The organism is Anaerovibrio lipolyticus LB2005 (assembly GCF_000621545.1).
GTDB lineage: Bacteria > Bacillota > Negativicutes > Selenomonadales > Selenomonadaceae > Anaerovibrio > Anaerovibrio lipolyticus_A.
Window position 1 is genome coordinate 96364 of record NZ_JHYA01000004.1, and the last position, 13628, is coordinate 109991.

The following is a 13628-nucleotide window of genomic DNA, read 5'->3' on the forward strand; positions in this document are numbered from 1 at the left end:
AATAAAACCTATTAACCCTGTACGACTTCTACCTTAATGGTGGAGGTGATTTCTGGGTGTACCTTAATGATTGCCTCATAGGTGCCTACGCCGGAAATTTCAGTCTTGAGGGAAATCTTACGCTTATCAATATCAATGTTGTGCTTTTTTTTCAATACCTCGGCAATGTCCTTGCCACCAACGGAGCCAAAGAGACGACCGTTTTCACCGATTTTTACAGGAATGGTAACGCTGACCTGGGAAAGCTGGGCAGCCATGAGCTTGGCCTCATCAGTGTCCTGGGCCTTCTTGCGGGCAGCGGAGCCAGCCTGGGCCTTGGCAACATTTATATTGTTGGAGGTTGCTTCCACAGCCACCTTCTTTGGCAGCAGAAAATTGCGGCCGTAGCCGTCGGAAACCTCTACGATATCACCTTTTTTACCTACGTTCTTAACGTCCTTCTGCAGTATTACTTTCATTGCTATCAAACTCCTCTATAAAGCTATTTGTATATTCCAATACTTGGTTATAAACATCATCCACAGTGCCGTCCTTCAGCTGGGTTCCAGCCACATTCTGATGGCCGCCGCCACCAAAGTTTTCCATGATAAGCTGAACATTTATATCCCCTGCGGAGCGGGCACTGACACCTACAGTATTCTGAGTCAGCTGGAATACCACTATGCTGACCCGGACCCCTTCGATTCTCAGCATGGAGTCCGCCACCTGAGCTGCCACCACCTGAATATTAGGCATGACTTCAGGACATTTTGTAATAATAAGGCCATTTGGCAGCATATTGGCTGTGGACTTGGCCTTGGCCTCTGCCACCTCAGTGGCAAAGTCAGTTCTAAAGAGCTGGCGGACAGCCACCAGATCAGCACCCCAACGGCGAAGATATGCTGCCGCTTCAAAGGTGCGCACACCCACCTGAACAGCAAAGTTCTTTGTATCCACCAAAATACCGCAGTACAGGGCAATGGCCTCTATGCGGCTGATTTTCAGCTCATCACCAAAGTACATAAGCAGCTCTGTAACCAACTCACTGGTGGAGCTGGTGGCAGTTTCAGTGTAGGCAATTTTTGTATTTTTGATGCAGTTTTCACTGCGGCGATGATGGTCGATTACCACCACCTGCTCAATGCGATCCAGCATTTCCGGGGCGGCAGTGAGATGAGGAATAAAGGTATCCACCACGAAGAGTACAGGATTCTGGGCAGTAATGTTTACCACCTTGTCGTTAGGAATAAAGAGTCCTGCATATTCCTCACGGGAGGACAGCAAATCGATAATCTTATCAATGCCCTCGTTCATGTCGCTGAGGATAATGTGAACTGGCTTTTCAAGGATTTTGGCCATGCGGGCCACACCCATGGCAGCACCAAGAGCATCGAAGTCCTCGTTGTGATGGCCCATGATAAATATCTCATCGGCAGTCTGCATGAGGGCTTTAATGTTGGAGGCCATAACTCTGGCCTTAACCCGGTTCTGCTTTTCCAGTGCCTTGGTTTTTCCACCAAAGAAGCTGGTCTGGCCGTTCATCATAATAGCTGCCTGGTCACCGCCACGGCTCAGTGCCAAATCCAGCATAGCCTGGGCTTGCTGGCCCAGCTCAATGTAGGTCTGACGGTCAGCCACGGAAATACCCATACTCAAGGTAATTGGCAGCTTGCTGGTGGTGTTAAAGAGATTGTGAATCTTGTCTAAAATATCAAACTTTTCACCTATGGCCATATCCAGATTGCGGCGCTCAATAACCGCAATATACATATCGTTGCTGATACGACGGGTATAGCCCTCAAGGTGTGTGGTCCATTCATCAATCATCTTGTTGGCCTCAAATATGAGACTGTTTTTCTCCGCATCATTCAGGCCCTTCAGTACGTCATTGTAGTTATCAATCTGAATGTACATGAGGACTGAGCGGCTGTTGGCGTGAATACGCTTCAGCAGCTGAAAAGGAGTGTCATCAATAACATAAAGGGCCATAAGTCCACAGGAGTCATCCTTGGTGGCGATAGGCACATATTTTACTTTGTAATGGACATTTTCATGGATAAATACAGTTTCCCCGTTTTTACCCCAGATAGAATTCAAATCCAGCTCCGGCCAAAAGGCATCATCGCCCTTGCTGATGGACATACCATATTCCGGAATAACCCTGATGTGCTTTTCCAGCTCCTTGTTAAACCACTGGAGTCGTCCGCTTTTATCTGTGATGACAATCATCTGTGGCAGATTATCCAGGGCGTAGTTGGAAGCATCATTAACATTGCTGATTACAGTATGGCAATAGTGGGCAAATTCCTCACTTCGATAGCGACACCGTTCATAGCCGAAGAACAAGGTGGCGCACCATACCATCAGTGATGCTGCACCGATATACCAGTTGTATAAAAACAGTACAACCACCAACAAAAGGGCAGCCAAATGTATAATGGCAATATCAATCCAGGCATTTAGATTTCTAGGCATTTTAATAAACCTCTGTTTCTAATTAATTGCGTCTTGCAGAAAAACGCTTGCGATAATCAAAAATCATATCAAACAGGCCCACAAATGCTAACAGCTGAGCCAACAGTCCGTTAATAAATATGAAGCCAATGATAATCCAGAACATCCATCTGGAGATTTTGTTCCTAAGTAGGTTGCTCAGTATGGCCACTCCTTGAACAAAACCAGTACAGGTGGTGAGGAAAAATGCATTGTAGGAAATCTGAGTCAATAATGAGATATTGCGGGATTCCCCCCAGTAAATTCCCACCAGAGAAAAACCAAAGAGATAAAATAGGGCTACAGGCAAACGCCACTGATCAAGCGGTGGCAGTTCTGGGAGATTGTAGCCTAAACGGGTCAGCACTTTGCGTCCCATAACATAGTTAATGAGGGTGGTAACAAGGCCGGAGCAGATTATTATCAGTGGCATGAGCATCCCCACCAGCTTAAAGGCCTGGCCGAAGTTGTCTTTCATCTCGGCCACCTTGTCAGCTGGTACTCCCATGGCTTCATAAGCTGAAATAGAAGAATTGAAGGTATCCTCCATCATCTCCAGCTCCATGTTGAATGGATTAATACCCGTAACGGCCAAAAACAGTCCCAAGGCCAACAGCATGGAAATTACAGCTGTTACCAGGGATATGAGCAGGTTCTGACCAGCGGGCAGAGACCTTCTGAAGCCATATCCAAGGGCAATAGCTGGTGGGGCAAAGCCCAATACCAGTCTGATAGCCGACATTGGTTCAATCAGTATGGTCATAATAATTCCAGCGGCCAATACACTCAGCAGGGCCCACTTTAGGCCGTGCCGTACCTCCAGAATCAGAATGGGCAAAGGCCAAATTAAAATAGCCACTTCACCCAACAGGGGGATATAGACTCCCACTAAGGCTACTATAACAGTGATAGCCACCAACAGGCTGCTTTCTGTCATAGATTTTATTTTTATATCTGCCATGCTTTAATTCTCCTTAAATAGTAACGCGAGATGGAGACTACCCCGCATTAATACATCATTATATCATTTTATAAAAAAACATGCCACCTGTGTACTGTTTGTGGTACTAAGTCTTCAATTGCGTTATAACTCGGTGAAAAATGTTCTCACCGAGTTGAAACGCTAGTAGGAGGATTTTTCTTTTATTTAAAAAGAAAAATTTGAACAATTGCGTTATAATACTAGATGTAGAAAAAAATACCCTGGAGGTGTTCAATATGGACGAAAAAATGTTGTTAAAGCTGCAAAATGGCAGCGATATACGCGGTGTTGCCATGGAAGGTGTTGAAGGCGAGGAGGTCACCCTTACTCATGACGCTGCCAATGTTATTGGTGCAGCCTTTGTTAATTTTTTGGCAGAGAAAATCGGTAAGCCAGCCAATAAGCTGAAGATTGCCGTTGGCCATGACTCCCGTCTTAGTGCTGAGAGCCTGAAGGAAGCAGCAATACAGGGGGCTATGAACTTGGGGGCACGGGTTTTTGACTGTGGTCTTTCCTCCACCCCTGCCATGTTTATGTCTATTGTTTTTGAAGACACCCAGATGGACGGCGCCATCATGATCACCGCCAGTCATTTGCCATATAACCGTAATGGTTTGAAATTCTTTACGGCTGAAGGCGGCTTGGAGAAAGCTGATATTAAGGCAATTCTCAAGGGGGCAGCCAAGCTGGAGCCTGCGGATTATGATATCAGTGACGTGGAGACTTTGGAGCTTATTGATCTTTACTCTGAATATTTGTGTGACAAAATCAGAGTAGGGGCCAATCTGGAGGAGAACTACATGCAGCCTCTCTCTGGTATGAAGATTGTGGTGGATGCAGGCAATGGAGCTGGTGGCTTCTTTGCGGACAAGGTATTAAAGCCATTGGGGGCAGATACCACCGGCAGTAAGTATCTTGATCCTGACGGACGGTTCCCTAATCATGTTCCTAACCCTGAGAACAAGGATGCCATGGCTTCTATTAAAAAGATTGTTAATGATTCCAATGCAGATTTGGGGCTTATTTTTGATACTGATGTGGACCGTATGGGGGCAGTGCTGCCAGATGGAAAGGTTATCAGCCGCAACGCCCTTATCGCCATGATGGCGTCAATTTTGGCTCCGGATTATCCGGGCAGTACCATTGTTACAGATTCTGTAACCTCTGATGAGCTCACGGAATTTTTGGAGGGAACCCTTCATTTGAAGCACCATCGCTTTAAGAGAGGCTACAAGAATGTTATTAATGAATGTATCCGCCTTAACGAGGAAGGCACTGCATCCCCATTGGCCATTGAGACCTCTGGTCATGGTGCCCTGCAGGAAAACTACTATTTGGATGATGGTGCATATCTGGCTGTTAAGCTGATTATAGCCGCTGCCAAGGCTAAACGCGAGGACAAGACTCTTGCCAGCCTTATTGAGGAGCTGGGTTACCCGGCAGAGGCCAGAGAGTATCGGTTATACATCCGTGGGCTGGAGGATTACAAGACATACGGCAGAGGTGTGCTGGAGGAGTTTAAGGAGCTGGCTGAGGCCCGTGGAATTCAGGTAGCATCACCTTCCTATGAGGGAGTTCGTCTGGTATTCCCTGGTGAAGGCTGGATTCTTCTTCGCCTTTCCCTCCACGATCCAAATATGCCAATGAATATAGAGGGCAAGCATGCCGGGGACTGCGATAAGCTCACCAGCATTGCCAAGGAGCTGGTATCCGGCTTCGTTCATCTTGATGACAGTGTGATGTATTAAGGCCTTGTATACATGGCGGAGCGGTTGACAGTGCCTTCTGTGTAATGCTATGATGTATGCGGATAACAATGGGGTGAACAATGTTTTCCCCGCCTGGGTTACCCAGGCAATAGAAGCTGTTTTCTTTTTAAGGAGGAATTGCATCAATGATCGAACGGTATACCAACCCTGAAATGGGTAATATCTGGACTCTGCAGCATGAGTTTGAGGTTATGCTGGATGTGGAAATCGCCGCTTGCGAAGCTATGGCAGAGCTGGGGGAGATTCCAAAGGAGGCTGCCAAGAACATTCGTGAAAAGGCCCATTTCGAGCTGGATCGAGTAAAGGAAATTGAGAAGGAAACCAACCATGATATTATTGCTTTCCTGACCAATGTGGCTGAGTATGTAGGCGATGATTCCAAGTATATTCACAAGGGATTGACTTCCAGTGATGTTAAGGATACTGCCCTTGGCATTATGATGAAGAAATCCGCCGAGCTGATTATTGATGATTTGAAAAAATTCCGTGAGGTACTGAAGCGCCGCGCAGCTGAGTTCAAGCACACAGTTTGTATCGGCCGTACCCATGGCATTCACGCAGAGCCAATGACCTTTGGTTTGAAGCTGGCTCTCTGGATGAATGAGATTGACCGTGACATTGAGCGCGTGGAGCATGCCAAGAAGATTGTTTCCGTTGGTAAGCTCTCCGGTGCTGTTGGTACTTATTCCAACATTAATCCAAAGATTGAAGAGCTGGTTTGTCAAAAGCTGGGTATTACTCCTGCTCCTTTGGCTACTCAGGTTATTCAGCGTGACCGTCATGCCGAGTACATGACTACTCTCGCTATCGTAGCAAGCTCCTTCGAAAAGTTCGCTACTGAGATTCGTAACCTCCAGCGCACCGATATCCGTGAGGCTGAGGAATATTTCAGCCCAGGTCAGAAGGGTTCTTCTGCTATGCCTCATAAGCGTAATCCTATTACCTGTGAGCGTATTGCTGGTATGGCCCGTCTGGTTCGCGGTAATGCTCTGGCATCCATGGAAAATATTGCTCTCTGGCATGAGAGAGATATTTCCCACTCCTCCGTAGAACGTGTTATCCTGCCAGATTCTACTATTAATGTAGATTACTGCATAAAGAAGTTTACCAACATCATTGACAAGCTGCTGGTATATCCAGATGCTATGATGGAGAACTTAAATAAGACCGGCGGTCTGATTTTCTCCCAGCGCATTCTTATTGCCCTGGTATCCAAGGGCGTTCTTCGCGAGGACGCTTACAAGTGGGTACAGCGTAATGCCATGAAGAGATGGCTGGAGAAGGAAGACTTTAAGACCAATATCAGCAAGGATGAGGATGTAGTTAAGTACCTGTCTCAGGATGAGATTGATGAGTGCTTTAAGGTAGATTATTTCCTACGTCACGTTGACATGATTATGGCTCGCTTCGGACTGTAATAAATTGATTTTTGGAATTTGTTAATAAAGGGGGGCCGCCAAGCGGTCCCCTATACTTTTTTATAAATGTATCGGGATGCTCCCGATACTGTTTTTGAGGGGAGAGACCTTTATGGCTTCAGTAGTAATCCTTGGAACCCAGTGGGGTGACGAAGGCAAGGGCAAAATCGTTGATTATTTGGCACAGCAGGCAGAGGTGGTTGTCCGTTCCCAGGGCGGCAGCAATGCAGGTCATACTGTGGCTGTTGATGGTGTAGAATATAAGCTCCGCCTTATGCCATCTGGTATTTTGTTTAAGGGTACCTTAAATGTGGTGGGTAACGGCGTTGCCTTTAATCCAAAGGTTATGCTTCAGGAAATGGATGGCATGATTGAAAAGGGCATTGATGTTAGTGGTATCCGTATCAGCAACCGTGCCCATGTGGTAATGCCATATCACTGTGAAATGGATGGCTATCTGGAGGAGATGAAGGGTGCCAACAAGGTTGGTACCACCAAGAACGGCATTGGTCCATGCTATGTTGACCGTGACGACCGTATTGGTATCCGCGTATGCGACTTCATTGACAAGGAAGAGTTCAGAAAGCGTCTGAAGGAAAATCTTGAAATCAAGAATAAGCAGGTTGTGGGCATGTATGGCAAGGAGCCATTTGACTACGAGGCTATCCTTAAGGAATATGAGGGCTATGCTGATCGTCTTCGTCCTTATGTATGCGATACTATTGCTCTTCTCCACGATGAAATCAGGGCTGGCAAGAAGATTCTCTTCGAGGGTGCTCAGGCTACCATGCTGGATATTGATTATGGTACTTACCCTTATGTAACATCTTCCCATCCTGTATCCGGTGGTGTGTGCGTTGGTGCTGGTGTGGCTCCACGGGACATTGACAAGGTTGTGGGTGTAGTAAAGGCCTATTGTACCCGCGTTGGTGAGGGTCCATTCCCTACTGAGCAGCTTAACGAAATCGGTGATAAAATCCGTGATGCAGGCCATGAGTACGGTACAGTTACCGGCCGTCCACGTCGTACAGGCTGGCTTGATGCTTGCGTAGTCCGCTATGCTGGTATGCTTTCCGGAATTGACTATATGGCCATTACCCGTCTGGATATTTTGGATATTATGCCAGAAATCAAGATGTGTGTAGGCTATAAGTACAAGGGGGAGTTGCTTAATGAGATTCCGGCTTCCCTTAAGGTGCTGGCCGAGGTTGAGCCTGTTTACGAGACCTTCGAGGGCTGGCAGACTGATATCAGCGGCATCAGAAAGTATGAGGATCTTCCAGAAAAGGCCCGTATTTATCTGGAGCGCATGGCTGAGGTTACTGGTATTAAGCTGGGCATCGTATCCGTTGGTCCTAACCGTGATCAGACCATCATCATCGCTGATGATTTATTTAAATAAGACAAAAATACAGTAGGAAGAGGTCCACATGAGGACATCTTCCTACGTTTTTCTAATGTATACACATAGGAGCTGGACTGGAAATGCAGTCCAGTTTTTTTGCTATGAAATCTTAGAGAATCGAATCTGAAAGATGAAGATGAACTTAGATTTCGTGTAAGGGCTGATGAAAGCCCTTATGCTTTCATCTTGCTTTATGTTATAATAAAAAGTGTGTTGTTTTTTGTGCCGTGAGCACATTTTTTTCAAGGAGAGTTGCACTATGCTTGAGCTAAAGGATTTAACCTATCAGGTTGAAGAAAACAATGAGATTAAGACGATTATTGACCATCTTGACCTCAACATAGATGATGGCAAATTTGTGGTTATTACCGGGCCTAATGGTGGTGGTAAATCCACCCTTGCCAAGCTGATTATGGGGGTTAAGGAGCTTACCTCCGGCAAGATGATTTTTGACGGCGAAGATATTACAGAGTGCTCCATTACTGACCGTGCCCGTAAGGGAATTAGCTTTGCCTTCCAGCAGCCAGTTCATTTTAAGGGTATCAAGGTACTGGATTTGCTTCGCCTGGCCACCGGAAAAAATATTTCCGTAAATACGGCTTGCGAATATCTGTCCAAGGTGGGCCTCTGTGCCAAGGAGTATATTGACCGTGAGGTTAATTCATCCCTTTCCGGCGGTGAGCTGAAGCGCATTGAAATTGCTACTGTATTGGCCCGTGGCACTAAGTTCTCCATTTTCGATGAGCCGGAGGCTGGTATTGATATCTGGAGCTTCCAGAACCTTATCCAGGTTTTTGAAAATATCAGAAAGACAGTGAAGGGCACTGTGCTTATTATTTCCCATCAGGAGAGAATACTTAATATTGCTGATGAAATCATTGTTATTGAGGACGGCAAGGTGAAGAAGCACGGTCCAAAGGATGAGGTATTGCCAGAGCTTTTGGGCACTGCTGATGCGGTAAACAGGGCTTGCAGCAAGATGAGTTAAGGAGGCATTTTAAATGTTAGATAATATTCAGAAGCAGCTGCTGAAGGAAGTGGCTGACCTTTATAAGATGCCAAAGGGTGCTTACAATATCCGTGCCAACGGTGAGAAGGCAGCCCGTAATACTACGGAAAATATAGATATCGTTACCAAGGAGGATAAGCCTGGTATCGATATTATCATTAAGGATGGCACTAAAAACGAGAGCGTTCACATCCCTGTCGTTCTCAGTGAGAGTGGTATCAAGGAAACTGTATATAATGATTTCTATATTGGTGAGGACTGTGATGTGGTTATCGTTGCTGGCTGTGGTATCAGCAATTGCGGCAGTCATGATTCGGAGCATGATGGTGTTCACCGCTTCTTTGTGGGCAAAAATTCCAAAATTCGTTATGTGGAAAAGCATTACGGTGAAGGGGATGGCAGTGGTAAGCGCATTTTAAATCCTGTAACTGAGGTTTATCAGAAGGAAAACAGCTATGTGGATATGGAAATGGTGCAGATTAAGGGCGTGGACAGCACTCATCGGGTTACCAAGGCGGAGCTGGCTGAAGGGGCTACCATGATCGTTCACGAGCGCCTTATGACCCATGGTGAGCAGAAGGCCACCAGCGTTTACGAGGTGGAGCTTAACGGGGAAGGCTCCAGCACTGATGTTATTTCCCGTTCTGTGGCCAAGGATAATTCTGAGCAGATTTTCGAGGCGGCTATTATTGGTAACACCGTCTGCAACGGCCATGCGGAATGTGATGCTATTATTATGGACAATGCCCATGTGGTGGCAGTGCCAAAGCTGGATGCCAGAAACGTGGATGCTGCCCTTATACATGAGGCAGCCATCGGCAAAATCGCCGGTGAACAGCTCATTAAGCTCATGTCTCTGGGACTTACCGAGGCAGAGGCCGAGGAGCAGATTATCGGTGGCTTCTTAAGATAATACAGAAAGGGACTGCAATAGCGGTCCCTTTTTAGTCAAGTAAGAGGATAAATGGAGGCTGGGTATGAAACATCTGAATTATTTGCAGTATATGGGCAGGCTTATGTTATGTGTGGCATTTGTTTTGGTCTTGGCTGGCTTTACCAATGGCTGTAAGGCCCAGGAGGGGCAGGAAATTCATCATCGCATTACTCACTACAGGCCTGTAAGCAGCTGGGAAGGGCTGGAGGACACGGATAAGGTGACCATTATGGGAGCGCCTTCCATAAGTCAGGAGCAGATGGTCCAATATATTCTCTCCCGCAATTCCAATCCAAAGCTGAACTGTACATTGGAAGAATTGGTGGCCTACTATTATGAGGAGGCTGGCTCTGAAGGGGTCCGTCCTGATATTGCATTGTGTCAGGCATTGAAGGAAACAGGCTTTTTTAAATATGGCAATGATGTGAAGGCAATGCAGAACAACTATTGCGGCTTGGGGGCCCTTGGCAACAACGTGCCGGGATATAGTTTTTATTCTCCACAGCGGGGGGTTCGGGCCCATATCCAGCATTTGTTGGCCTATAGCACTACCCGTATGCCAAATAAGGAGCTTGTAGACCCGCGTTTCATGGTTTTGGTGGAAAAATATCCACAATATCGGGGCGCAGCTAAGTATTGGCCAGATTTAAACGGACGTTGGGCAGTGCCGGGAACCACCTATGGTCAGGATATATTAAGGCTGTGGCGGGAAGCAAAGCATTTTCAGGAGCTGGAAAAGGGCTTAAACAAGGCTCTGGATACAGCCCAGCGCCAGGCGAATAGTGTGGAGGCCTGGGAACGAGTTTATAGTTTGGCTTACGGTGATGTCAATTATGATATAGCTATCTTAAGCATTGACAATATCCTTAAGCTGGATAAGAAGAATGTTGATGCTTATGTTAAGCGGGCCAATATTTATCGGGAGTGGGGCTACAATGAAAAGGCTCTGGCAGATTATGATTCTGCCCTTTCTCTGGATAAGAATAATTATACTGCCCTGTCTGGCAGGGCGTACCTATATGCGTCCATTCAGGAGAATAAGAAGGCCTTGGCGGATTATGATACTCTGCTTGATATTAATCCGGCTGATACAGTAGCCCTTTATAATCATGGCTGCCTTTTGGCTGATGAGGGATATTACAATGAGGCCATGGAGGATTTGACCATGGTGCTGACTCTTGAACCGGACAATGAAATTGCTCAGCAGGCTGTAGATGACTTAAGGGCTTATTTAAAAAAATAAATAACTAGGATTTACATCCTTGATCCCGTCTTTATTTTGAAGGCGGGATTTTTCTGTGGCATTATTTCCTTTTTATTTCCGACAAATTTGGTAGGAATTATTGACATTGAGAAAAAAACACCCTATTATAAAAGCGTGAATTAATTCCGAGTGAATTAGTAAGAATAAAATGTGTTTATAAATATGTGTGTTATATGAGGAGAGACTACCATGGAAAAATTGCTTAATATCAAGAATTTGCAGGTAACTGTGGCTGATAAGGAAGCCGAAGATACCAGCAAGGAAATCCTCAAGGGTATAGACCTGCAGGTAAATAAAGGTGAGATTCACGTTGTACTGGGGCCAAATGGCTCCGGCAAATCAACCCTGATGAATGCCATTATGGGGCATCCAAAGTATGAAATTGCCGGCGGAAGTCTGGAATTTGAGGGAGAGGATCTTACTGAGCTTAAGACCTTTGAACGGGCCCGTAAGGGAATTTTTCTGTCCTTCCAGACTCCGGAGGAAATACCCGGCATTACAGTGGAGAATATGATTCGTACAGCCAAGCAGGCTGTAACCGGTGAAAACATCAAGGTGGTTAAGTTCCGCAAGGAATTGAAGGCTGCCATGAAGGAGCTGCAGATGGATGAATCTTATGCCCAGCGTTATATGAATGTGGGCTTTTCCGGCGGTGAGAAGAAGCGCAACGAGATTCTGCAAATGCTGATGCTTCAGCCAAAGCTGGCCCTTTTGGATGAAACGGATTCCGGCCTTGATGTGGATGCGATTCAGATTGTATCCAACGGCGTCAAAAAATTTCATAATGAGGATAATGCCTGCCTCATCATTACTCATAACACCCGCATATTGAAGCAGCTGAATGTGGACAAGGTTCACGTTCTGATGCAGGGAAAAATTGTAGCTGAGGGTGGCCCGGAGCTTATTGAGAAAATAGACAAAGAGGGCTTTGGTTTTTTGCAGGGAGCTGAGTAAATATGGCACAGGAAAAGACTTATATAGAGGATATTGAGCGTACCCTCTATGATATAAAAAATGTAGATAAATCAAAATATAAATCCCAGTCAGGTCTTACGGAGGACATCATCCGAGATATATCCGCCAGAAAAAATGATCCTGATTGGATGCTGGAGTTTCGTTTAAAATCTCTGGAGGTGTATAATCAGCTGTCCCTGCCAAATTGGGGCCCGGATCTTTCAGAGCTGAACATGGATGAAATCGTCACCTATGTACAGCCAGATGCCAAAATGACTGGCAGCTGGGATGAGGTGCCTGAGGACATAAAGGAAACCTTTGACCGTCTTGGCATTCCGGAGGCGGAGCAGACATCATTGGCGGGAGTTGGTGCCCAGTATGATTCTGAGGTGGTATATCACAGTATTCAGGAGGATCTGGTTAAGCAGGGGGTTATCTATACAGATATGGAAACCGCCCTTCATGAGCACGAGGAAATCGTAAGGGACCATTTTATGAAGCTGGTACCTCCAAAGGATCATAAATTTGCGGCCCTTCATGGTGCTGTATGGTCTGGCGGTTCCTTTGTGTATGTGCCGGAGGGAGTTCATGTGGAAATTCCTCTTCAGTCCTATTTTCGTTTAAATGCCGCAGGAGCAGGGCAGTTTGAGCACACCCTTATTATTGTGGAAAAGAACGCCAGCCTCCATTTTATTGAGGGCTGCAGCGCTCCCAAATATAATGTAACCAATTTGCATGCCGGCTGTGTGGAGCTGTTTGTCAATGACGGGGCAAGACTTCGCTATTCCACCATTGAAAACTGGTCCAGAAATATGATGAACCTGAACACCAAGCGGGCTGTGGTAGGAAAGGACGGCGTTATTGAATGGGTGTCCGGTTCCTTCGGCTCCCATGTATCCATGCTGTATCCATGCAGCGTGCTGAAGGGGGAAAATGCCAAGTGTGAATTTACTGGTGTTACCTTTGCCTCCAAGGGGCAGAATCTGGATACAGGAGCCAGTGTTATTCATTGCGCACCTCATACTTCAGCCAACATTAGCACTCGTACAATTTCCAAGGCCGGGGGCAAGGCCACCTACAGAAGTGCTGTGAAGGTTACGAAAAATGCTCCCTATGCCAAGTGCTCTGTAAATTGTGAGTCCCTGATGCTGGATGATATTTCCCGTTCCGATACCCTGCCAACCATGGATATTGAGGGTGACGAGGCGGATATCGGTCATGAGGCTACCATTGGCCGCATCAGCGATGAGGCAATTTTCTATCTAATGAGTCGGGGAGTCAGTGAGGATGAGGCCCGTTCCATGATAGTCAGGGGCTTTGTGGAGCCAATTGCCAAGGAGCTGCCGCTGGAATATGCGGTGGAAATGAACAATCTGGTTAATATTGAGCTGGAAGGCACCATGGGTTAAGGGAGGCGTTTG

At 46.3% G+C, this 13628-nt stretch carries 11 protein-coding genes; 8 read left to right on the forward strand and 3 right to left on the reverse strand.

The window, feature by feature from the left end; all coding sequences use genetic code 11:
• Positions 1-11: 11 nt before the first annotated feature.
• The 3 genes from rplI to T355_RS0104825 are packed head-to-tail and all read right to left on the reverse strand — an operon-like array spanning position 12 to position 3433.
• Positions 12-458: a 50S ribosomal protein L9 gene (gene rplI, locus T355_RS0104815; protein WP_027396758.1), complete on the reverse strand. Its 447-nt coding sequence runs from the start codon at positions 456-458 to the stop codon at positions 12-14.
• Complete coding sequence (locus T355_RS0104820) at positions 430-2454, reverse strand: DHH family phosphoesterase (protein WP_027396759.1); 2025 nt, start codon at positions 2452-2454, stop codon at positions 430-432. Before T355_RS0104820 ends, rplI begins: the two co-directional genes overlap by 29 nt.
• A 22-nt stretch (positions 2455-2476) precedes the next feature.
• On the reverse strand, positions 2477-3433 hold the full coding sequence (locus T355_RS0104825) for a YybS family protein (protein WP_027396760.1): 957 nt from the start codon (positions 3431-3433) through the stop codon (positions 2477-2479).
• A 257-nt stretch (positions 3434-3690) separates the two neighbouring features.
• Between T355_RS0104825 and T355_RS0104830 the strand changes: the two genes are divergently transcribed.
• The 8 genes from T355_RS0104830 (at position 3691) to sufB (ending at position 13616) form a co-directional block, all read left to right on the forward strand.
• The gene (locus T355_RS0104830) at positions 3691-5202 is read left to right on the forward strand and encodes a phosphoglucomutase (protein WP_027396761.1); all 1512 of its coding nucleotides are present in this window, start codon (positions 3691-3693) and stop codon (positions 5200-5202) included.
• Positions 5203-5348: 146 nt separating this feature from the next.
• Positions 5349-6641 (forward strand): adenylosuccinate lyase, encoded by a 1293-nt coding sequence (gene purB / locus T355_RS0104835; protein WP_027396762.1) that lies wholly within the window; start codon positions 5349-5351, stop codon positions 6639-6641.
• A 112-nt stretch (positions 6642-6753) separates the two neighbouring features.
• Positions 6754-8043 (forward strand): adenylosuccinate synthase, encoded by a 1290-nt coding sequence (locus T355_RS0104840; protein ID WP_027396763.1) that lies wholly within the window; start codon positions 6754-6756, stop codon positions 8041-8043.
• 262 nt (positions 8044-8305) lie between these two features.
• Entirely contained in the window at positions 8306-9034 is a 729-nt protein-coding gene (locus T355_RS0104845) for an ABC transporter ATP-binding protein (protein WP_027396764.1), read from the forward strand.
• Positions 9035-9047: 13 nt separating this feature from the next.
• A complete protein-coding gene (locus T355_RS0104850) occupies positions 9048-9968 on the forward strand; it encodes a SufB/SufD family protein (protein ID WP_027396765.1) in 921 nt (306 codons plus the stop codon).
• 64 nt (positions 9969-10032) lie between these two features.
• On the forward strand, positions 10033-11232 hold the full coding sequence (locus tag T355_RS14675; protein ID WP_051555381.1) for a glucosaminidase domain-containing protein: 1200 nt from the start codon (positions 10033-10035) through the stop codon (positions 11230-11232).
• A gap of 210 nt (positions 11233-11442) precedes the next feature.
• Positions 11443-12207 carry a Fe-S cluster assembly ATPase SufC gene (gene sufC, locus T355_RS0104860; RefSeq protein WP_081777619.1) on the forward strand — a complete coding sequence of 255 codons (765 nt, stop codon included), beginning with the start codon at positions 11443-11445 and terminating at the stop codon, positions 12205-12207.
• Positions 12208-12209: 2 nt separating this feature from the next.
• A complete protein-coding gene (sufB, locus tag T355_RS0104865; protein ID WP_027396767.1) occupies positions 12210-13616 on the forward strand; it encodes a Fe-S cluster assembly protein SufB in 1407 nt (468 codons plus the stop codon).
• Positions 13617-13628: the final 12 nt, after the last annotated feature.